The following is a 19,609-nucleotide window of genomic DNA, read 5'->3' on the forward strand; positions in this document are numbered from 1 at the left end:
GAACACGGTGAACGGTTCCGCCACCGGCTGTCCGAGTAGCGGAACCCTTTACCCGGCGCTCTGCTCCGCCAGAATGCGGTCCAGCGCGTCGTCGAGATGGGCGTCGAAGTCGGCGAGCGCTCCCTCCTGGCCCAGTGGCACCAGCTTGTCGGTGCGGTCGAGAAAGGCCACGAGCGGCGCCGTCGACGAACGGAACAGCGCGTGGTCGCCACCGACCTGAAGCCGGATCAACACCTCGCCCAGCGCGTCGGGCTCGACCGGTGACACCCGCACGTCGCCCTCGCCGCACGGCCTGCCGACGCCGTCGATCAGCAGCTCACGGCCGAACGCCCAGGTCACAGGCGCGTCACCGGGAAGATGGAAGGTCAGCCGCACGGCGTAGGGATCACAGGTGTCATAGCGAAGCTCCACCGGGATGCGGAAGGACAACTCCTCCGACACGAGAAAGCTCATCATGACCTCTGCCTGTACGGACTCGCGCATCGCCTACCCCGTCATTAGCTGCGGACCAGCCGGGAATGGACCCCTGACACTGGGTGAATCTTGCTCAACGTACACGGTGAATCACAAGGAGTAAGTTTTCAGATGGTGATAGAGAGCCCCAATGGCCCGAGCAGGCGGCCCACTTCCGTCTGCAGTTGCTGCGCGGCCGGGAGCAGCCGGTGGGCCTGATGCGCGGGCAGGGAGATGGCGATCGTCGCAGCCGTGGTACCGGCCGTGATCGGGATGGCCGCACACACCGTGCCCAGGGCGTACTCCTGGCGCTCGATCACCGGTTCCATGCGCCGGGTCCGCTCCAGGCGCCGGAGAAGACCGTGCCCGTCGCGCACGGTGTACGGCGTGACGGGCTGCACGGGGAAGCGGTCGAGGTGGTCGCGGCGGGCGGCCTCGCCGAGCTGGGACAGCAGACACTGTCCGATGGCGTGTGCGTGGCCGGTCTCCCGGAAGTCCGCCCATTCCTGGACCGCGGGATTGCCGGGAGTGTCGGAGACGCACACGAGGTCGATCTCGCCCTCGCGGTACACCGCGTAGTACACGGGAGCCCCGATCGCGTCACGCCACCGCGCGAGCGCGTCGACGACCGTGCTGCGACGTTTCTGCGGGGCCCCGCTGCTGCTCAGCCGCTCGGCTGCGGCGCCAAGGAAGAACAGCCCTTTGTCACGGCGCAGATAGCCCTCGTACACAAGGGTGCGCAGCAGGTGGTACGTCGTGGGAAGGGCCAGCCCGGTCTCGCGGGCCAACTGTTTGGCCGGGGCTCCGTACTCATGTCCGGCGACGGATTCGAGCAGACGCATCGCGCGCTGCACGGAGCCGATGAGAGTGGCTGGGGGCGCCGGTTCGGAGACTGCCCGCGCATGGGGCTGGCAGGGAACGGCGGGCAGATGTGCGGTGACGGTGTCAGCCGTGGCCAAGGGTCACTCCCGAAGCGAGGGGGCAGCCCGTGCGGGGGAACACGGGTGGGGGTGTACGCCGCTCGCGGGGATTGCCCCCGCATGGCGCTCCGGACTCTAACCGTCTGTCACCGCACGCGGACGGTCCGTCCGGGAAACTTCCCCCGCCCGAGGGAACCGGTGTCGCCCGTTACCGCTTCACCGGCTCCCCATGGGGCTCACCAGTCGCCGCGCGACGACGAACTCGACGTGAACTTCCGTACGACGTAGATGAGTCCGCCGACCAGAGCGGCGAACACCAACACCTTGAAGAGCAGCCCGATCACGAAGCCCACCACGCTCGCTATCAGCCCCCCGAACACGACCAGGGCGATGACCGGCACCGCGATCCACTTCACCCACCACGGCAGTCCCGTGAAGATCTCTCGCATCGCCTTCGTCCTTACCTCTCCGCCCGTCTCGTGCCGGGTCGCGTGAATGATGTCCTGCACTCGATGCTAGGTCGCCAGGAGCCCCACCGGGAGCCTCGGATCCCTTGTCCTCCCCTGACCGGTCCCCTAGGGAACCCCGAAACCGCGGCTCAGCTCTCGGGGGGAGAGAACACCACCAGGACCCTCAGGTCCTCACTGATGTGATGGAACTTGTGCGCGACACCCGCCGGCACGTACACCACGCTGCCGCGTGCCACCTGCGTGGTCTCCATGCCGACGGTGATCGCCGCCCTGCCGCTGACGACGAAGTACACCTCGTCCTGGTTGTGCGGCTGCTGCGGATCCTGCCCGCCCGCGTCCAGGGCGTACAGGCCGACCGACATGTTCCGCTCCCGCAGGAACTGAAGGTATGCGCCCTCGTTGGCGGCGCGTTCGGCCTCCAGTTCGTCCAGCCGGAATGCCTTCATAGCCTGTCCGCCCCTGCCTCACTGCTCATGTCCGGTCCTGTCTGCCACGATCAGACACATGAAGAATTTCGTAGTCAAGACGATCGCCAACGCCGCCGCCCTCGCGGTGGCGGTGTGGTTGGTCGACAAGATCACCCTCACAGGTGACAGCACGGGCAAGGAGATCGGCACCCTCATACTCGTCGCGTTGATCTTCGGCGTGGTGAACTTCCTGGTCAAGCCGATCGTGCAGCTCTTGAGTCTCCCGTTGCTCATCCTGACGCTCGGGTTGTTCACACTGGTGGTGAACGCGCTGATGCTGCTGCTCACCTCCTGGCTGGCCGACCAGTTCGACCTGAGCTTCCATGTGGAGGGCTTCTGGACGGCCGTGCTGGGCGGTCTGATCATCTCGGTCGTCTCCTGGGCCCTCAACGTCGTTCTGCCCGACGGGGACTGAGCACCATGACGTACCGCGTCTGTTTCGTCTGCACCGGCAATATCTGCCGCTCCCCGATGGCCGAGTCAGTCTTCCGCGCGCGTGTCGTGGAGGCCGGCCTCCACGACACGGTCGAGGTGGACAGCGCCGGCACTCACGGCTGGCACGAGGGCGACGGCGCCGATCCCCGCGCGGTGGCCGTCCTGGAGGAGAACGGCTACGCCGCGGGCCACACGGCCCGGCGGTTCGACCCGTCGTGGTTCACCCGTCTCGATCTCGTCGTCGCGCTCGACACGGGCCACCTCGGAGCACTGCGCCGCCTGGCACCCACCCCACAGGACGCGGACAAGGTGCGCCTGTTGCGCTCGTACGACCCCGAGGCGGGCGACGATCTCGACGTACCGGACCCGTACTACGGAAGTGCGGACGGCTTCGTCGCATGTCTTGAGATGGTGGAGGCGGCGAGTACCGGGCTGCTCACCGCGGTACGCGAGCAGACGGAAGGACGAGCGGCATGAGCGATTCCACGACGGACGGCGGCTACGGGACGGACTCGAGGGGGACCTTCCCCGGTGACGGCACACGCGCGGTGCGGGCCGGACTGCCCGAGCCGGTCAAGTACGAACCGACCCTGCCCGGCCCCGTCTTCGCCGCCCATTTCCACCTGCCCGGCGACCCCACCGGCCCCTACACCTACGGCCGGGATGAGAACCCCACCTGGACGCTGCTGGAGCAGGCCATCGGAGAGCTGGAGGCACCGGGGCAGGACGACGCCGAGACCCTGGTGTTCGCCTCGGGCATGGCCGCGATCTCCTCGGTGCTCTTCTCGCAGCTGCGCACCGGTGACACGGTCGTCCTGCCGAACGACGGCTATCAGGCACTGCCCCTGGTGCGCACCCAGCTGGAGGCGTACGGCATCGAGGTGCGTACCGCACCGACCGGCGGCGACGCCCAGCTCGACGTCCTCGACGGCGCGCGGCTGCTGTGGATCGAGACGCCGTCGAACCCCGGGCTCGACGTGTGCGACGTGCGGCGACTCGCAGAAGCAGCACACGCGCGCGGCGCACTGGTCGCCGTCGACAACACTCTCGCGACACCGCTCGGCCAGCGCCCGCTGGAGCTCGGTGCCGACTTCGCCGTGGCCAGCGGAACCAAACAGCTCACCGGCCACGGGGACATCCTCCTGGGGTACGTCGCCGGCCGCGACGCCGAGGCGATGGCCGCCGTGCGCCGCTGGCGCAAGATCGTCGGTGCCATCCCTGGCCCCATGGAGGCATGGCTCGCGCACCGCTCGATCGCCACACTCCAGTTGCGGGTCGACCGGCAGAACGCCACCGCGCTGACGCTCGCCCAGGCCCTGCGGGAACGGCCCGAGGTGACGGGGCTGCGCTATCCGGGGCTGCCGGACGATCCCTCGCACAAGATCGCTTCGCAGCAGATGCGGCGCTTCGGGTGTGTGGTGTCCTTCACGCTGCCCACGCGGACACACGCGGACCGTTTCCTCGACGCACTGCGGCTCGTGGAGGTCGCGACCAGCTTCGGCGGCGTGCGGTCCACGGCCGAGCGACGCGGTCGCTGGGGCGGGGACGCGGTTCCGGAGGGCTTCGTCCGTTTCTCCGTCGGCGCCGAGGATCCGGCCGACCTGGTGGCGGACGTGCTGCACGCACTGGACGAAGCGGCCGCCTGACTGGTCCGTCCGGGCAGGTGACAGGCGTCCCGCTCCGGACGACGGACGGTCCGAGCCTCCCCCCTCGTGGCTCGGACCGTCCTCGGTTCTGCGCGCGAAGAACCTCGCGACCAAGGCTAGTTGACTCAGTGTCAGTGTCCAATCACCGTAGCGACAGCGACCTATCGACATATTTATAGTTGGACCTGGGTGGCAACGGGGCCGACGAAGAGGAGGGTGTGTTGTGGACCTGGCCTTGTTGCGGACCTTCGTGACCGTGCACCGAGCCGGCTCCTTCACCCGGGCCGCCGCCCTGCTCGGTCTCTCCCAGCCGGCCGTGACCTCACAGATACGGACCCTGGAGCGGCAGCTGGGTCGGCCCCTGTTCCTGCGGCAGGCCCGCGGTGTGACACCGACGACCATCGGAGACGAACTCGCTCACAAAGCAGCGCCGCATCTCGACGCTCTGGCGGAGATCACCGAGACCGGACTCGAAGAGGAATCCTCCTCGCGGACATTACACCTGGCAGGGCCTCTCGAATTCACTGCTGAGCGGGCGGTGCCCGCGCTCACTGCGCTGACCCGCGAGAACGGCCACAGCTTCGCCTTACGCACCTCTTTCGGGACCGCCGAGGAGACACTGGAAGGGCTGGCCGCGGGGCGGCATGATCTGGCCATCAGCACGGTCCGGCCGCGTGGCACGCTGCTCTCGGCGACCCCGCTCTGCGACGAGGAGCACGTCCTGGTCGCCGCGCCCCGCTGGGCTCGGCAAGCCGGCTCCGACAGGCTCCACCGCACCGGGGGGTCCGCGCTGGAACAGATCCCGGTGATCGAGGTGCACGAATCACTGACCTTCGTCTCCCGCTACTGGGCCTCTGTCTTCGATTCCCGCCCTGCCTCCCCGGGCACCGTCATCGTTCCGGATCTACGCGCGGTGCTGGCTTGCGTTGCCGCGGGTGCCGGGCTGGCCGTACTGCCCCGGTACCTGTGTACGGCCGCACTCGAACGCGGAGAGGTGATCGCGCTGCACGAGCCCGCCGTACCACCGCTGCGCACCTACTTCCTGGTGGTCCGGAACGGCACGCTGGCAATGCCGCATGTCGCGCGCGCTCATGAGTGGTTGCAGCAGACAGCCACCGACTGGTGCTGATCCTTCGGCCGCGCGGATCATCCGGGAAAACCGGCCGGTGGCGTGTTGCGATGTTTCACGTGGAACAAGCTGGGCCACATTTCCCCCATGACCGTCCGCCCCGTGGTCAAGCGCACCGCCCGTGCCGTCCTGCTGGACGGTGACCACTTGATCCTGATCAAGCGAACCAAGCCCGGCGTGGATCCCTACTGGGTCACCCCCGGTGGAGGAGTCGAGCCGGAGGACCCGACCGTCGTCGACGCTCTGCACCGAGAGGTGTACGAGGAACTCGGCGCCAAGATCACCGACGTGGTGCCCTGCTTCGTCGACACGGTGGAGCACATCGGCGAGGACGGTGGCGCCACCGGTGTGAAGGTGCAGCATTTCTTCGTTTGCCGTCTGGAGTCCATGGACCCGTCGTTGCGACACGGCCCGGAGGTCGACGAGCCCACCGGCGAGTACCAGATCGTCCGCGTGCCGTTCACCCGCGTGGGCATCGCCTCCGTCCATCTCGTCCCGTTGTCACTACGGCACTACCTGGACGGCAACATCGAGGGCGTACGTGCCATGCATGCTCCCGACCTGGGATGACGCACGGGCACACTCGGAAGGCACCGGCTCGCAGGCTTCCCGGAGATCTCGGAAACAGGTGGACACCAACAGCCTCTGTCGGACAGCCTGGCCTGCGTGTCGACACCCTCCCTTGCTTCTCTGCCCATCCGTCGCCTCACCCTCCGTGATCTCTCGGCCTGCGCCGACCTGTCCGAGGATCGCGGGTGGCCGCGTGAGGAGCACAAGTGGGGGCTCCTTCTCTCCGCCGGGAAGGGCTATGGGATCGACGATCCCGCCGGCGGTCTGGGCACCGCCTGTGTCGTCACCGAGTACGGCCCTCATGAGCACCCCGCGCTCGGGGCCATCGGTATGGTTCTGGTCGCCGAACGGCATGCCCGCCAGGGCATCGGACGCCGCCTGATGCGCCACATCATGTCGGCGATGAGCGCCACGCCCCTGACGCTGCACGCGACACCGAACGGCCTCCCCCTCTACGAAGAACTCGGCTTCAAGGCCATCGGCCGGGCGGAGATGCTCCGCGGGCACTTCGTACCGAACGGGGCAGAGGTGCCAGGAGCCTTCACCCGCACCGCCACCGCCGCGGACCTGCCCGCCCTCCTCCAACTCGACGAGGAGGTGTTCGGGGCGGACCGTACGCACATCGTCACCCGGCTGCCCTCGTTCGCCGATCAGGTGCGCGTGGCCGAGGAGAACGGCCGGATCATCGGTTACGCGGCCGCGTGGCCCAATATGGACACCCATGTCGTGGGCCCGCTGATCGCCCGCGACACCCCTACAGCCATGGCACTCCTCGCTTCTCTCGCCGCTCACACCGACCGGCCGCTGCGGACGGACATCGATGTGCGGCATGGAGAGTTGCTGGCCTGGGCGAAGGACCATGGTCTGGCGTCCATCACCTTCAACACGGTCATGACGTACGGGATCACGGAAATGCCCGGGGACTGGACCCGAAGGTTCGCCCCCGTGACGGTCGCGGCCGGCTGAAGTCTCCGGACACGACGACGCCGGTTCCCGAAGGTTTCGGGAACCGGCGTGCTTTGTGGGGGCCGCCCGTCAGACGAGGGTCTCCACTGCAGCCGTGGCGAAGGAGTGATCCTGCTCCGGCGCACCGCCGCCGACGCCGACCGCGCCGATCAGACGGCCGCCGCGCCGGACGGGCACACCACCGGCGATGAACAGCAGCGGTCGGTCCAGTGCGGTGGGCAGGGTGTGGAAGAGCCCTCCCGGCTGCACGGCCTCGACGAGGTCCGCGGTGGGCGCGTCCAACTGAAGCGCGGTGTACGCCTTGCGGGTGCTGGTCTCACCGGAGATCAGCACGGCGCGGTCGTCCCGCCGGAAAGCGAGCAGATGCCCTCCTGCGTCCAGGACGGTCACGCTGACCGTGACCCCGGCGGCCTCGGCAGCCTGGTGTGCGGCCGTGACCAGGGCTTCGGCGTCGGCGGTGGTGAGCGGGGCGACAGCGGTGGTGGTGCTCATGAGCAAGTACTCCTTGGTGTACGGGCGATGCCGGGTTGTAGCGGTGACGTCGGTGGTGGTGACGTCGGTGGTCGTGGTGAGGAAGTCGGCCGGTGGCGGCCGGAGACGGGGGTGAGGACGGCCCCGGGCTCGTTCCCACCGGCGTTCAGATCAGTGGGGGACCGAGGTCGGCCGCTGTCCGGTGGGCGCCGATCCTGCGACCCGGGCGTTGGAGGCCTTGTCCCGGTGGTCGAGAGCGGCGGACACGAAGGCCAGCACCAGGGCACCCGCCGCAAGGACGGCGCCGACCCAGTTGGGAGCGGTGTAACCGAGCCCCGCCGCGATCACGAGACCACCGAGCCACGCGGCCAGGGCGTTGCCGAGGTTGAAGGCGCCGATGTTCATGGCCGAGGCCAGGGTGGGGGCTCCGTGAGCCTGGTCGAGAACCCGCTTCTGCAGGGGCGGAACGGTGGCGAAGCCCAGGGCGCCGATCAGGACGATCGTGACGGCCGCCAGGATCTTGTGGTGCGCGGTCAGGGTGAAAAGCGCCAGAACGACGGCGAGAGCGCCCAGGGACACGTACAGCATGGGCATCAGGGCGCGATCCGCGTACTTGCCGCCGATGAGATTGCCCCCGACCATGCCGAGGCCGAAGAGGACCAGCAGCCAGGTGACGGATCCGTCGGCGAAGCCGGCGACGTGCGTCATCATCGGCGCGATGTAGGTGATGGCCGCGAAGACACCGCCGAAGCCCAGTACTGTCATCGCCATGGCCAGCAGGACCTGGACGTTCTTGAACGCGGCCAGTTCATGACGCAGCCGTACGCTCTCCGGCCGGGGAAGGTCGGGAACGAGCTTGGCGATGCCGACCAGACCGACGGCACCGAGCGCGGCGACGATCCCGAACGTGACGCGCCAGCCGGCGGACTGGCCGACGAGAGTGCCCAGAGGAACACCGACGACATTGGCGACGGTCAGTCCGGTGAACATCATGGCGATGGCTCCGGCCTTCTTGTCGGGGGCGACCAGGTCGGCCGCGACCACGGAGCCGATACCGAAGAAGGCACCGTGGGCCAGCGAGGCAATCACCCGCCCGAGCAGCATGACGCCGAAAACGGGAGCCAGAGCCGAGAGCAGGTTGCCGGCGATGAACAGGCCCATCAGCAGCATCAGCATCCGCTTGCGGGAGACCTTGGTACCGAACACGGTCATCAGCGGGGCACCGAACACGACACCCAGGGCGTAACCGGTCACCAGATGACCGGCGGTGGGGATGGAGACACCGAAGTCACCTGCGACCTCGGGCAGCAAACCCATGATCACGAACTCCGTCGTTCCGATCCCGAAGGCCCCGATCGCGAGGGCAAGGAGCGCGAGAGGCATGAGGGAAACTGACCTTTCAACTGGTTGCGCATGCGCTTTACAGGCAAGGACAATAGTTGCACACGCGGCTTACTTGCAAGCGCCGTCTATTTCGGTCTTGCTCTACCCTGGCCTCAGCAGCTCCTGAACGGAGGGAACGCCCATGACCGCCACGGACCCCGCACTGACCGCCCTCACTCAGGGCTGGTGCGCGCTCTCGCTGTTGCACGGGAGAATCGAGGCCCATATCGAGCGGGCCCTCCAGGCCAAGCACGACCTGAGCGTGCGGGAGTACTCACTGCTGGACGTCCTGAGCCGACAGCACGACGGCGTCGGGGGGCATCTCCAGATGAAGCAGGTGGCCGACGCGGTCGTACTCAGCCAGAGCGCCACCACTCGCCTGGTCACCCGGCTCGAGAACCGCGGCCTGCTGGAGCGCTACCTGTGCCCCACGGACCGGCGCGGCATCTACACCAACGTCACGCAGGCCGGTCTCCTGCTTCTGGAGAAAGCGCGGCCGACCAATGACTCCGCGCTGCGCGAGGCTCTCGACTCGGCGGCGAAGAACCCCGATCTGGCCCCGTTGGTCCGCGCAGTGGAGACACTGAAGACATCAGTATCGATACCTGCATGAGGCAACCGCCTCGGCGCATGTCTGCGTAGGGTGCGGCCATGGGAGATCTTGAGATACGCCCCGCAGCCACCGGCGACATCCCGGCGATCGTCGACATGCTCGCGGACGACCCCTTGGGTGCACAGCGTGAGTCGCCGGACGACCATCGCCCTTACCTGGCTGCTCTGGAGCGGCTCAGCTCCGATCCGAACCAGCATCTGGTCGTCGCGGTCCGCCAGGGCCGTGTCGTCGGCACGCTCCAACTCACGATCGTCCCCGGGCTGTCCCGGCGCGGTTCCACGAGGTCGATCATCGAAGGCGTCCGCATCCACACCGACGAGCGCGGCAGCGGCCTCGGGACCCGGCTCATCGAGTGGGCCATCGATGAGTCCCGCCACCAGGGCTGCCAGTTGGTCCAGCTGACCTCCGACAACACCCGCACCGACGCCCACCGCTTCTACGAGCGGCTCGGCTTCTCGGCTTCCCACGTGGGTTTCAAACTCGCACTGTGAAGGCGGACAAGGAGCCTGTTCCACGTGAAACAGGCTCCTTGCACAAGCTTCCGCGCAACCGGGCCTATCCGACCCCCCGCCATCCCTCGGGATCCACTCCGCCCGGTACAAAAGCTTCCTCGTCATACGGCCGGCGGCTGAACACGAAGGACCCGAGGTCCAGATGGCTCACCGATCCGTCCGGCCGCCGTACGGGCTTCAGGAGTTCTCCGGCGTAGTAGCCCTCCAGTCCTGTCCAGGTGCCGTCGCCGTTCGATCGGAAACTCGAGCGACGGCCCTTACCGGACAGCGGTTCCAGCGACACCAGTCCGTCGGCCGACAGCCGCAGGGCGAAGCCGAGCGTCCCCCAGTACCACTGCCCCACCAACTCCAGCACAGCGGAGTCCGCCTCCCGCAACGGCCTCCAGGGCGCGGGGATACGGGGTTCCGCCTCGGCGACGATCCGAACGAGATCGGCGGCGACCGGGAACAGCAGCGGTCCGGACGTGCAGTTGGCCAGGACCACCGCGGCTACGTCGTCCTCCACGCTCATCACAAGACAGGCGAGGAAGCCCGGCAGTGATCCGGTGTGCCCGATGAGGGCCCGCCCGTCCCGGTGACGCACCTCCGTTCCCAGGCCGTACGCATAGCCACTCGCCACATCCGCCGCCTCCGCCGGTGCCGCCGGCCTCCTCATCTCTCGCAACGACCCGATATCCAGCACCCGCTCGTCACCATGAGCCAGAAACGCGGCAAAGAGCGCCAAATCGTTTGTGGTGGACCAGAGTTGCCCTGCGGGCGCCATCCGTCCGAGGTCCTCGGCGGGCTCACGCTGCATCACGTCCGCCCACGGATGCACCGCCCAGCCATCCGCATACGGCGCCTGCGGGCGCACACCTGTCCGATGCAGGCTCAAGGGCTCGAGCACTTCACGTCGGAGAACGGCCTCCCACGAAGCACCGCGCACCTTCTCCACGAGCGCGCCGAGCAGCGCGTATCCGGGGTTCGAGTAGTGGAACCGCCTGCCGACCGGGTGCACCAGGGGGTGCTCGCCCAGTACGTCGGCGAGGTCGGGCCTCAAGGAGCCAGGAGTGCGCTCCCACCAGGGACCCGGCGTCTCAGCCGCCAGACCACCGGTGTGCGCGAGCAGTTCGGCGATGGTCGCCTCCCCGGCGCCCGTACCCGGCAGGTACTTCTCCAACGGCTCGCCGAGGTCGATCGCCCCCTCGTCACGCAGCCGGAGCACCAGAACGGCGGTGAAGGTCTTGGTGAGGGAACCGATCCGATACTGCGTGTCCCCGTCCGGCGCGTTCCCCTCCAACGACGTCCGCGCACCCGTCCACACCGCTTCCCCGTCCCGCACCACGGTCGCAACCAGAGACGGGGCCCGCTCTTCGGCCTGGGCGACGGCGATCCGGCGCAACAACGCCCGACGCGTGCCGGCCAGCAGCTCTTCCTGATGTGTCGTCATGCCCTCAGTTCAGCAGGAATCTGTAGGGTCTCGCTGCTCGTGACATGTCGATCTTGCGTGACCTGGGCGTTCTTGGCTGTCTCACGGCCTTGTCACCCTTGATCAGTCTCAGATCCGTGGCATTTCCTCGCGAGGGCGAGGTCGAGATCAGACGGCTTGCCCGTGTCGGCCGAATACACCACGCTGAGCCCCGAGCACGAGGACCACCGGCGAGCCCAGATCGCGCACCGATGAGTTTCCCGCGCCGCGCTGGTCTATACGCCGGACACCCACGGACGGAAGGCTGGGCCATGCGGAAACTGATCTACGGCATGAACCTGACCCTGGACGGCTACATCGCCGCGGCCGGCGACGACATCGGCTGGAGCGGACCGCCGAGCCACGAGCTGTTCCAGTGGTGGCTCGACCACGAACAGGCGAGTGGCCTGTCGCTGTACGGGCGCAAGCTATGGGAGACGATGAGCTCCTACTGGCCGACCGGCGACCAGCAGCCCAACGCCACCCCGGCAGAGATCGAGTTCGCGCGGAACTGGCGGGACACGCCGAAGGTGGTGTTCTCCTCGACGATCGACAAGGTCGACTGGAACACCCGCCTGGTCACCGGTGACGCGATCGCCGAGATCAACCGGCTCAAGGCCGAGGACGGCGGCCCAATGAACATCGGCGGCGCAACGCTCGCCGGGGCGGCCATGCGCGCCGGGCTGATCGACGAGTACGTGATCGCCGCCCATCCGGTCCTGGTGGGCGGCGGCACGCCGTTCTTCACCGCGCTGGACAGCTGGGTGAACCTGAACCTGGTGAAGACGCGGACGTTTCCCGGCGGCGTGGTCCTGACCAGGTACGAGACGAGGCGCTGAACAGCTTTCCGCTGTCTCACGGCTTGGATGGGTGTTTCCTCTCACCGTCGCGGCGATCTCCCCCACCGCACACCCCAAGCCCACGAGCGATGCCCCGTGAGCCCACGGTGTCAGCGGGCTTCTACCAGGGCACCAGCATCAGAGCCCAATCACCCATACGAGTGGGCGGCTTGACCTGCCAGTCTCAGATTCGTGTCAGATATGCCATCGCTTGGCCATCGCTCATGAGATTTGGCCACGAAATCTGAGAACCTACAACAGAATCCGATCAGGTCTGTGCCATGTCCACGAAGCGCGAGTAATGCCCCTGGAAGGCGACCGTGATCGTCGCCGTCGGGCCGTTTCGGTGCTTGGCCACGATCAGGTCGGCCTCACCCGCACGCGGGGACTCCTTCTCGTACGCGTCCTCACGGTGCAACAGGATGACCATGTCGGCGTCCTGCTCGATGGAACCGGACTCTCGCAGGTCGGAGACCATCGGCTTCTTGTCGGTGCGCTGCTCGGGGCCACGGTTGAGCTGAGAGAGCGCGATGACCGGTAGTTCCAGTTCCTTGGCGAGCAGTTTGAGGTTGCGGGACATGTCCGAAACCTCTTGCTGGCGGCTCTCCGCTCGCTTGGAACCGCCGGACTGCATCAGCTGGAGGTAGTCGATGACGACCAGTCTCAGGTCGTTGCGCTGCTTCAGCCGACGGCACTTGGCACGGATCTCCATCATCGACAGGTTCGGGGAGTCGTCGATGTAGAGCGGCGCCGCCGATACGTCCGGCATCCGGCGTGCCAGGCGGGTCCAGTCCTCGTCGGTCATCGTGCCGGACCGCATGTGGTGCAGGGCGACCCGGGCCTCGGCGGACAGCAGGCGCATCGCGATCTCATTGCGCCCCATCTCGAGCGAGAAGACGACACTCGGCAGGTTGTGCCTGATCGACGCCGCGCGGGCGAAGTCCAGCGCGAGCGTCGACTTGCCCATAGCGGGACGCGCGGCGATGACGATCATCTGCCCGGGATGCAGCCCATTGGTGAGCGAGTCGAAGTCCGTGAACCCCGTGGGTACACCGGTCATCTCACCGCTGCGTGAGCCGATCGCCTCGATCTCGTCGAGCGCGCCCTCCATGATGTCGCCGAGCGGCAGGTAGTCCTCACTCGTGCGCTGTTCGGTGACGGCGTAGATCTCGGCCTGCGCGCGGTTGACGATCTCGTCGACGTCATCGTCGGCCGCGTATCCCATCTGGGTGATGCGGGTACCGGCTTCGACCAGGCGGCGCAGCACGGCGCGCTCGTGCACGATCTCCGCGTAGTACGCCGCGTTGGCCGCCGTGGGCACCGTCTGGACGAGGGTGTGCAGATACGAGGCCCCGCCGACCTTGTTGATCTCACCGCGTTTGGTCAGCTCCGCGGCGATCGTGATGGGGTCGGCCGGCTCGCCCTTCGCATATACGTCGAGAATGGCCGTGTAGACGGTTTCGTGAGCCGGTTTGTAGAAATCGTGGCCCTTGAGGATCTCGACGACATCCGCGATGGCGTCCTTGGACAGCAGCATGCCGCCCAGAACGGACTGCTCGGCCTCCAGGTCCTGCGGTGGCACCCGTTCGAACGCGGCGCCTCCGCCGTCCCACGCTCCGGAGTCCTGGCCGCGGTTGTGCTGGTCCTCGCGGCCCCTGCCTCCGTCGTCACGGCGGCGGGAGGCAGGCAGACGATCACTGGGGCCGCTGTCGGCCCACGGGTCGTCCAAGGGCTCGGAAATGCTCACCGAGCCACCTCCTCCCGTCCGCCGAGCGGACCTAGCCGTGGCCCTCTTTCTACGGCACGGCGCTGACAAATAGGACACCCGACTCCGGTTGTCGCGCGCCGGATTTGCGGCCATTTGGAAACCGGCGGACGGAGCAGGCGCCGGACCACCGTAGGCCCGTCTGCACCGTCAGCCAATCTGGTTATCCACAGGCCCTGTGGATGACCGGGCCAATGCTGTGGAGAAGTCCGCCAAACCTGTGCACGACCCGGTGGACAGCCCTGTGAACAAGAACCCCCTGGCGCTGCAACGAGCACGCTGACCTGGGGTTTCATAGTCCACTGCCTGTGTAGAAGAAAAACTTTCCCAGACGGGCCAAGATCCCTTCGATCGCTGTGCGCATGCACACACCCTGCGCCATCAAGTAAGGGGCTACAGTGCTTTGCATCTCTTACCTGTGGACGATTAGATTGGTGCACATGACACAGGCCCCCGCGCGCCCACACGCCGTCCGACGGCAGCACGACCGCGAGATCGTCATGCTGGCCGTCCCGGCTTTCGGCGCACTTGTCGCCGAGCCCCTTTTCGTCCTGGCCGACAGCGCCATCGTCGGCCATCTCGGTACCGCACAGCTTGCCGGTCTCGGCATCGCGTCGGCCCTTCTGGTGACCGCCGTGAGCGTCTTTGTCTTCCTGGCCTACGCCACCACCGCCGCCGTCGCCCGGCGCGTCGGCGCCGGCGATCTCCCTGCCGCCATCCGCCAGGGCATGGACGGAATCTGGCTCGCCCTGTTCCTCGGTGCCGCCGTCATCGCTGTCGTCCTGCCCACGGCACCGGCCTTGGTGGACCTCTTCGGCGCCTCGGACACAGCGGCCCCCTATGCGATCACCTATCTGCGTATCTCCGCCCTCGGCATACCGGCCATGCTGATCGTGCTCGCCGCGACCGGTGTTCTGCGCGGACTGCAGGACACAAAGACGCCTCTCTACGTCGCCGTGGCCGGATTCGTCGCCAACGGCATCCTCAACGTCGGGCTGGTCTATGGCGCCGGCCTCGGTATCGCGGGCTCCGCCTGGGGCACGGTCATCGCCCAGTGCGGCATGGCCGTCGTCTATCTGATCGTGGTGCTCAGAGGGGCACGCCGACACGGCGCCTCACTGCGCCCGGACATCGCGGGGATCAGGGCTTCCGCCCAGGCCGGCGCACCGCTGCTGGTGCGCACTCTCTCGCTCAGGGCCATCCTCATGATCACGACCGCCGTCGCCGCCCGACTCGGCGACTCCGACATCGCGGCTCACCAGATCATCCTCTCCCTGTGGAGTCTGCTCGCCTTCGCACTGGACGCCATCGCGATCGCCGGGCAGGCCATCATCGGCCGCTATCTGGGAGCCGGCGACGCACAGGGCGCCCGTGAGGTATGCCGTCGCATGGTGGAGTGGGGCATCGGCATCGGAGTCGTTCTCGGCGTGCTCGTGATGCTCTCCAGGCCGATTTTCCTGCCCCTGTTCACCAGTGATTCCACGGTCACCGACGCGGCACTGCCCGCTCTGGCGCTCGTCGCCCTGTCCCAGCCGATCTCCGGCATCGTCTTCGTTCTGGACGGAGTGCTGATGGGCGCGGGCGACGGGCCGTACCTGGCCTGGGCAATGCTGATCACCCTGGCGGTCTTCACCCCGGTCGCCCTGCTGGTTCCCGTGTTCGGGGGTGGTCTCACCGCGCTCTGGGGCACGATGACGCTCATGATGACCATTCGGTTGCTGACCTTGTGGGTCCGTACCCGTTCGGGCCAGTGGGTCGTCACCGGCGCCACACGCTGACACGTTTCCCACGGAACACGATGTTTCACGGGAAACGACGGTGGGGGCCGCGCCCCGAAGGGTGCGGCCCCCACCTCGCTGCTTCATCGAGCAGTACTTACTCCGAGACGATCTCGATGTCGACCTTGGCGGCGACCTCGGGGTGCAGACGCACGTACGTCTCGTGGGTGCCCAGGGTCTTGATCGGGGTGCCCAGCTCGATGCGGCGCTTGTCGACCTGAGGACCGCCGGAAGCCTTGATCGCGGAAGCGACGTCGGCCGGGGTGACGGAACCGAAGAGACGACCGGCGTTGCCGGAGCGGACCGCGAGGCGGACCTTGACGCCCTCGAGCTGGGCCTTCACCTGGTTGGCCTGCTCGATGGTCTGGATCTCGTGGATCTTGCGAGCACGACGGATCTGCTCGACGTCCTTCTCGCCACCCTTGGTCCAGCGGATCGCGAGCTTCCGCGGAACCAGGTAGTTGCGAGCGTAACCGTCCTTGACGTCGACGACGTCGCCCGCGGCACCGAGGCCGGAGACCTCGTGGGTGAGGATGATCTTCATGAGTCGGTCACCCTTCCCTTATCGCGCGGTGGAGGTGTAGGGCAGCAGCGCCATCTCACGGCTGTTCTTGACGGCCGTGGCGACGTCACGCTGGTGCTGCGTGCAGTTGCCGGTCACGCGGCGGGCACGGATCTTGCCGCGGTCGGAAATGAACTTCCGCAGCATGTTCGTGTCCTTGTAGTCCACGTACGTGACCTTGTCCTTGCAGAATGCGCAGACCTTCTTCTTCGGCTTGCGCACAGGCGGCTTCGCCATGATGTATCTCCTGTGTGATCAAGAAGTGTGGGTACGGCCCGCCTAGAAGGGGGGCTCGTCCGAGTAGCCGCCACCGCCGCCGGAGCCTCCGCCCCAGCCGCCGCCACCCTGGCCGCCACCGCCCTGGTTGCCACCGGCGGGAGCGCCACCGGTCGCCCAGGGATCGTCGGCCGGGGCGTTGCCGCCCTGCTGACCGCCACCGGGGCCTCCGCCCCAGCCGCCGCCCTGCTGACCGCCTCCGCCGTAACCACCCTGCCCACCGCGGCCGGTGGTCTTGGTGATCTTGGCCGTGGCGTTGCGCAGGCTGGCGCCGACTTCCTCGACGTCCAGTTCGTAGACCGTGCGCTTGACGCCCTCACGGTCCTCGTAGGACCGCTGCTTCAGCCGGCCCTGCACGACGACGCGCATGCCTCGCTGGAGCGACTCGGCGACGTTCTCCGCCGCCTGACGCCAGACCGAGCAGGTCAGGAACAGGCTCTCGCCGTCCTTCCACTCGTTCGTCTGGCGGTCGAAGGTGCGGGGAGTCGACGCGACACGGAACTTCGCGACGGCCGCACCGGACGGGGTGAAGCGCAGCTCGGGGTCATCGACAAGGTTGCCGACGACCGTGATGACGGTCTCGCCTGCCATGGGGGAACCTCTCGGCGGGTTTGCTGCTGGCTGCTGGTACTGCTACTCGGATCCCGAGGTCGACTGAGCGGAAACGCTCAGTGGTTCTCGGGGCGGAGGACCTTGGTCCGGAGGACCGACTCGTTCAGGTTCATCTGGCGGTCGAGCTCCTTGACGACCGCAGGCTCGGCCTGCAGGTCGATGACCGAGTAGATGCCCTCGGGCTTCTTCTTGATCTCGTACGAGAGACGACGACGGCCCCAGGTGTCGACCTTCTCGACCTTTCCGCCGCCGTCACGGACGACAGAAAGGAAGTTCTCGATCAGCGGGGAGACAGCACGCTCCTCGAGATCGGGGTCGAGGATGACCATCACCTCGTAGTGACGCATGTGGAACCCACCTCCTTTGGACTCAGCGGCCACGGTCGTTCCGTGGCAGGAGGGTCGTGATGCGTTGCGCAACGATGCCTGTCAGTAAAACAGCCGCCACTGACAATCGATGTCGGGCGGCGGTTTCCCCAGGCCGGCCGGGGCGGACCGTGGTCCTGCCCTGATCCTGACTGGATCTGTCCGGACAGACACCGGTGCAGACGGTACACAGTACCCGCACAGTGGCTTCCGGTTGAAATCCGGCCCGGAAGCCCGTCAGTCTGTACACATCGGGTGTGTACGGCGCTACGATGCGCCGCCTTTCGCAGGAGGTGCCCATGGCACAGGCATTGCGACCCAACACCGCCGGAGGCCTTTTCGCCACGGACGGAAAGTCCCACCCACTCCAGGACACCCTGCTCGCGGTGACCCTGGTGCTGGGCATCACATCCTTCATCACAGCGATGTTCAACCACCTGCATCTGATCAGCTCCTGGACCGGCCTGGTGGGAATTCTCACCGGCGCGTACGGCCAGTGGGTCTCGCAGACGACACGGGGGCGCTTCGGCCTCATCGTGGGCCTGGGCGCATCGGCCGTCGGCTTCTTCCTGGGCATGGCCCACGGAGGCCTCTTCGGCGGGCTCATCGACTGACTCCGGGCACCCCTGCCTGAATAACCGTGGAGCGCCCCGGCCGACGACCGGCCGGGGCGAAGGTCCGTGCGCCCAACCGGGTCGGCCCCAGGGCGCAGTAGGCTTCGCGCGAGAGCCGGAGCCCCTGATCCCATGGGGACACACCAGCCCGAGGAGCGCCCCGAATGACCCTGACCCTGAGGACCATCAGCCGAGAGCAGCATCTGGCGTACATCCAGAGCCTGCCGTCGGCGAGTCACATGCAGGTCCCGGCCTGGTCGGACGTCAAGGCGGAATGGCGCTCGGAGAACCTCGGTTGGTTCGACGACCGGACCGGTGAGATGGTCGGCGCCGGCCTCGTCCTCTACCGGCAACTGCCCAAGATCAAGCGCTACCTGGCCTATCTGCCCGAGGGCCCGGTCATCAACTGGTTCGCGCCAAATCTTCAGGAGTGGATCGAGCCGATGCTCGCGCACCTGAAGCAGCAGGGCGCGTTCTCGGTGAAGATGGGCCCGCCGGTGGTCATCCGGCGCTGGGAGGCGGTGACCATCAAGAAGGGGATCCAGGACCCGGACGTGAAGCGTCTGCGCGACCTGGAAGCCGACTTCATCGAGCCCCGTGCCTTCGAGGTCGCCGACAAGCTGCGCCGCATGGGATGGCAGCAGGGCGAGGACGGCGGGGCCGGCTTCGGCGACGTCCAGCCCCGCTACGTCTACCAGGTGCCGCTGGCGAACCGGTCCCTGGAAGAGGTCCACAAGAACTTCAACCAGTTGTGGCGCCGCAACATCAAGAAGGCCGAGAAGGCCGGCGTCGAAGTCGTCCAGGGCGGCTACGACGACCTGCCCGAGTGGCAGCGGCTGTACGAGATCACCGCCGTGCGCGACCGTTTCCGGCCGCGTCCGCTGTCGTACTTCCAGCGCATGTGGACCGCCCTCAACGCCGAGGACCCCAACCGCATGCGGCTGTACTTCGCCCGGCACAACGGCGTGAACCTGTCGGCGGCCACGATGCTGATCGTCGGCGGCCACGTCTGGTACTCCTACGGCGCCTCCGACAACATCGGCCGTGAGGTCCGGCCCTCGAACGCGATGCAGTGGCGGATGCTGCGCGACGCCTACGCGCTCGGCGCCACCGTCTACGACCTGCGCGGCATCTCCGACTCGCTGGACGAGACGGATCACCTCTTCGGCCTGATCCAGTTCAAGGTGGGAACCGGCGGCCAGGCCGCCGAGTACCTCGGCGAGTGGGACTTCCCGCTGAACAAGCTGCTCCACAAGGCGCTCGATATGTACATGTCGCGCCGTTGATCCCGTCCCCGTCGCACTGCTCGATCCATC

General features: G+C 67.4%; 24 protein-coding genes. 12 read left to right on the forward strand and 12 right to left on the reverse strand.

Annotated features, from left to right (window positions below):
- Window positions 1-48 precede the first annotated feature (48 nt).
- From ACVW19_RS16800 to ACVW19_RS16815, 4 genes are all read right to left on the reverse strand, one after another.
- Complete coding sequence (locus tag ACVW19_RS16800; RefSeq protein ID WP_406726579.1) at window positions 49-483, reverse strand: SsgA family sporulation/cell division regulator; 435 nt, start codon at window positions 481-483, stop codon at window positions 49-51.
- A 98-nt stretch (window positions 484-581) separates the two neighbouring features.
- Complete coding sequence (locus ACVW19_RS16805; protein WP_457464643.1) at window positions 582-1,307, reverse strand: IclR family transcriptional regulator domain-containing protein; 726 nt, start codon at window positions 1,305-1,307, stop codon at window positions 582-584.
- A 302-nt stretch (window positions 1,308-1,609) separates the two neighbouring features.
- Entirely contained in the window at window positions 1,610-1,822 is a 213-nt protein-coding gene (locus tag ACVW19_RS16810) for a DUF5326 family protein (protein WP_279335024.1), read from the reverse strand.
- A gap of 149 nt (window positions 1,823-1,971) precedes the next feature.
- Complete coding sequence (locus ACVW19_RS16815; RefSeq protein ID WP_363038994.1) at window positions 1,972-2,289, reverse strand: cupin domain-containing protein; 318 nt, start codon at window positions 2,287-2,289, stop codon at window positions 1,972-1,974.
- A gap of 58 nt (window positions 2,290-2,347) precedes the next feature.
- Here ACVW19_RS16815 and ACVW19_RS16820 point away from each other — a divergent pair, with 58 nt between their 5' ends.
- The 6 genes from ACVW19_RS16820 to ACVW19_RS16845 all read left to right on the forward strand — a co-directional run bounded on the left by ACVW19_RS16820 (window position 2,348) and on the right by ACVW19_RS16845 (window position 7,056).
- Entirely contained in the window at window positions 2,348-2,725 is a 378-nt protein-coding gene (locus ACVW19_RS16820; protein ID WP_457460179.1) for a phage holin family protein, read from the forward strand.
- A gap of 5 nt (window positions 2,726-2,730) precedes the next feature.
- Window positions 2,731-3,222 (forward strand): low molecular weight protein-tyrosine-phosphatase, encoded by a 492-nt coding sequence (locus ACVW19_RS16825; RefSeq protein WP_457460180.1) that lies wholly within the window; start codon window positions 2,731-2,733, stop codon window positions 3,220-3,222.
- Complete coding sequence (locus tag ACVW19_RS16830) at window positions 3,219-4,391, forward strand: cystathionine gamma-lyase (protein ID WP_457460181.1); 1,173 nt, start codon at window positions 3,219-3,221, stop codon at window positions 4,389-4,391. The genes ACVW19_RS16825 and ACVW19_RS16830 overlap by 4 nt, the downstream gene beginning before the upstream one ends.
- 223 nt (window positions 4,392-4,614) lie before the next feature.
- The gene (locus tag ACVW19_RS16835) at window positions 4,615-5,520 is read left to right on the forward strand and encodes a LysR family transcriptional regulator (protein WP_457460182.1); all 906 of its coding nucleotides are present in this window, start codon (window positions 4,615-4,617) and stop codon (window positions 5,518-5,520) included.
- Window positions 5,521-5,607: 87 nt separating this feature from the next.
- Window positions 5,608-6,090, forward strand: coding sequence for an NUDIX domain-containing protein (locus tag ACVW19_RS16840; RefSeq protein ID WP_109376553.1), 483 nt, complete (start codon window positions 5,608-5,610; stop codon window positions 6,088-6,090).
- Between the two features lie 96 nt (window positions 6,091-6,186).
- Window positions 6,187-7,056: a GNAT family N-acetyltransferase gene (locus ACVW19_RS16845; RefSeq protein ID WP_457460183.1), complete on the forward strand. Its 870-nt coding sequence runs from the start codon at window positions 6,187-6,189 to the stop codon at window positions 7,054-7,056.
- 69 nt (window positions 7,057-7,125) lie between these two features.
- Here ACVW19_RS16845 and ACVW19_RS16850 read toward each other — a convergent pair whose 3' ends face one another.
- Complete coding sequence (locus tag ACVW19_RS16850; RefSeq protein ID WP_457460184.1) at window positions 7,126-7,548, reverse strand: GlcG/HbpS family heme-binding protein; 423 nt, start codon at window positions 7,546-7,548, stop codon at window positions 7,126-7,128.
- A 150-nt stretch (window positions 7,549-7,698) separates the two neighbouring features.
- Window positions 7,699-8,910: an MFS transporter gene (locus tag ACVW19_RS16855; RefSeq protein ID WP_457460185.1), complete on the reverse strand. Its 1,212-nt coding sequence runs from the start codon at window positions 8,908-8,910 to the stop codon at window positions 7,699-7,701.
- A gap of 142 nt (window positions 8,911-9,052) precedes the next feature.
- Between ACVW19_RS16855 and ACVW19_RS16860 the strand changes: the two genes are divergently transcribed.
- Window positions 9,053-9,523 (forward strand): MarR family winged helix-turn-helix transcriptional regulator, encoded by a 471-nt coding sequence (locus ACVW19_RS16860; RefSeq protein WP_457460186.1) that lies wholly within the window; start codon window positions 9,053-9,055, stop codon window positions 9,521-9,523.
- A gap of 38 nt (window positions 9,524-9,561) precedes the next feature.
- Window positions 9,562-10,014, forward strand: a complete 453-nt coding sequence (locus ACVW19_RS16865; RefSeq protein WP_457460187.1) for an N-acetyltransferase family protein — start codon at window positions 9,562-9,564, stop codon at window positions 10,012-10,014.
- Between the two features lie 64 nt (window positions 10,015-10,078).
- Here ACVW19_RS16865 and ACVW19_RS16870 read toward each other — a convergent pair whose 3' ends face one another.
- Complete coding sequence (locus ACVW19_RS16870; protein WP_457460188.1) at window positions 10,079-11,464, reverse strand: serine hydrolase domain-containing protein; 1,386 nt, start codon at window positions 11,462-11,464, stop codon at window positions 10,079-10,081.
- A 290-nt stretch (window positions 11,465-11,754) separates the two neighbouring features.
- Between ACVW19_RS16870 and ACVW19_RS16875 the strand changes: the two genes are divergently transcribed.
- Entirely contained in the window at window positions 11,755-12,321 is a 567-nt protein-coding gene (locus ACVW19_RS16875; RefSeq protein WP_457460189.1) for a dihydrofolate reductase family protein, read from the forward strand.
- 268 nt (window positions 12,322-12,589) lie between these two features.
- Here ACVW19_RS16875 and dnaB read toward each other — a convergent pair whose 3' ends face one another.
- Window positions 12,590-14,068: a replicative DNA helicase gene (gene dnaB, locus ACVW19_RS16880; RefSeq protein ID WP_457460190.1), complete on the reverse strand. Its 1,479-nt coding sequence runs from the start codon at window positions 14,066-14,068 to the stop codon at window positions 12,590-12,592.
- A gap of 458 nt (window positions 14,069-14,526) precedes the next feature.
- On the opposite strand from dnaB, the gene ACVW19_RS16885 reads away from it, so the two are divergent.
- On the forward strand, window positions 14,527-15,864 hold the full coding sequence (locus ACVW19_RS16885) for an MATE family efflux transporter (RefSeq protein WP_457460191.1): 1,338 nt from the start codon (window positions 14,527-14,529) through the stop codon (window positions 15,862-15,864).
- A gap of 97 nt (window positions 15,865-15,961) precedes the next feature.
- Here the strand turns inward: ACVW19_RS16885 and rplI are convergent, their stop codons facing one another.
- The 4 genes from rplI to rpsF form a co-directional block, all read right to left on the reverse strand.
- The gene (gene rplI / locus ACVW19_RS16890; protein WP_457460192.1) at window positions 15,962-16,408 is read right to left on the reverse strand and encodes a 50S ribosomal protein L9; all 447 of its coding nucleotides are present in this window, start codon (window positions 16,406-16,408) and stop codon (window positions 15,962-15,964) included.
- Window positions 16,409-16,426: 18 nt separating this feature from the next.
- The gene (rpsR, locus tag ACVW19_RS16895) at window positions 16,427-16,663 is read right to left on the reverse strand and encodes a 30S ribosomal protein S18 (protein WP_003949403.1); all 237 of its coding nucleotides are present in this window, start codon (window positions 16,661-16,663) and stop codon (window positions 16,427-16,429) included.
- A gap of 42 nt (window positions 16,664-16,705) precedes the next feature.
- Window positions 16,706-17,293 carry a single-stranded DNA-binding protein gene (locus ACVW19_RS16900; protein WP_457460193.1) on the reverse strand — a complete coding sequence of 196 codons (588 nt, stop codon included), beginning with the start codon at window positions 17,291-17,293 and terminating at the stop codon, window positions 16,706-16,708.
- 77 nt (window positions 17,294-17,370) lie between these two features.
- Window positions 17,371-17,661 carry a 30S ribosomal protein S6 gene (gene rpsF / locus ACVW19_RS16905; protein WP_062188887.1) on the reverse strand — a complete coding sequence of 97 codons (291 nt, stop codon included), beginning with the start codon at window positions 17,659-17,661 and terminating at the stop codon, window positions 17,371-17,373.
- A gap of 317 nt (window positions 17,662-17,978) precedes the next feature.
- Here rpsF and ACVW19_RS16910 point away from each other — a divergent pair, with 317 nt between their 5' ends.
- Both ACVW19_RS16910 and ACVW19_RS16915 read left to right on the forward strand, forming a co-directional pair.
- Window positions 17,979-18,293: a hypothetical protein gene (locus ACVW19_RS16910; protein ID WP_457460194.1), complete on the forward strand. Its 315-nt coding sequence runs from the start codon at window positions 17,979-17,981 to the stop codon at window positions 18,291-18,293.
- A gap of 164 nt (window positions 18,294-18,457) precedes the next feature.
- The gene (locus ACVW19_RS16915; RefSeq protein WP_457460195.1) at window positions 18,458-19,579 is read left to right on the forward strand and encodes a lipid II:glycine glycyltransferase FemX; all 1,122 of its coding nucleotides are present in this window, start codon (window positions 18,458-18,460) and stop codon (window positions 19,577-19,579) included.
- Window positions 19,580-19,609 lie beyond the last annotated feature (30 nt).

This window comes from Streptomyces sp. TE5632 (assembly GCF_054061295.1).